Below are 232 nucleotides of genomic sequence, written 5' to 3'. Positions count from 1 at the left end.
CGACGTGTGTTTGGCTGGACGCCCGTCGTCATGGACCGGATGACTGTTTCTGAACTGATGGAGTGGCGCGAGCGGGCGCGAGAGCGATACGAACGAAATGAATAACGAACTGAAACTGCGCGTCGTGTTCGATATGGTCGATCGGCTGACGCGCCCGCTTCGCCAAACGCTCACCGGTAGCAAAAGCCTGTCGCGCGCGCTCGCCGACACGAAGAAACAGCTTTCCGAACTA

The 232-nt window shown here is 58.6% G+C and carries 1 protein-coding gene; it reads left to right on the top strand.

The genetic code is table 11. The features are described 5' to 3' along the window. Window positions 1–6 precede the first annotated feature (6 nt). Window positions 7–105 (top strand): GpE family phage tail protein, encoded by a 99-nt coding sequence (locus SB689_RS24300; protein WP_410694573.1) that lies wholly within the window; start codon window positions 7–9, stop codon window positions 103–105. Window positions 106–232 lie beyond the last annotated feature (127 nt).

Source organism: Chryseobacterium sp. SIMBA_038, from assembly GCF_046535115.1.
Classification (GTDB): domain Bacteria; phylum Bacteroidota; class Bacteroidia; order Flavobacteriales; family Weeksellaceae; genus Chryseobacterium.
This window is presented reverse-complemented; position numbering and strand designations above follow the sequence as displayed.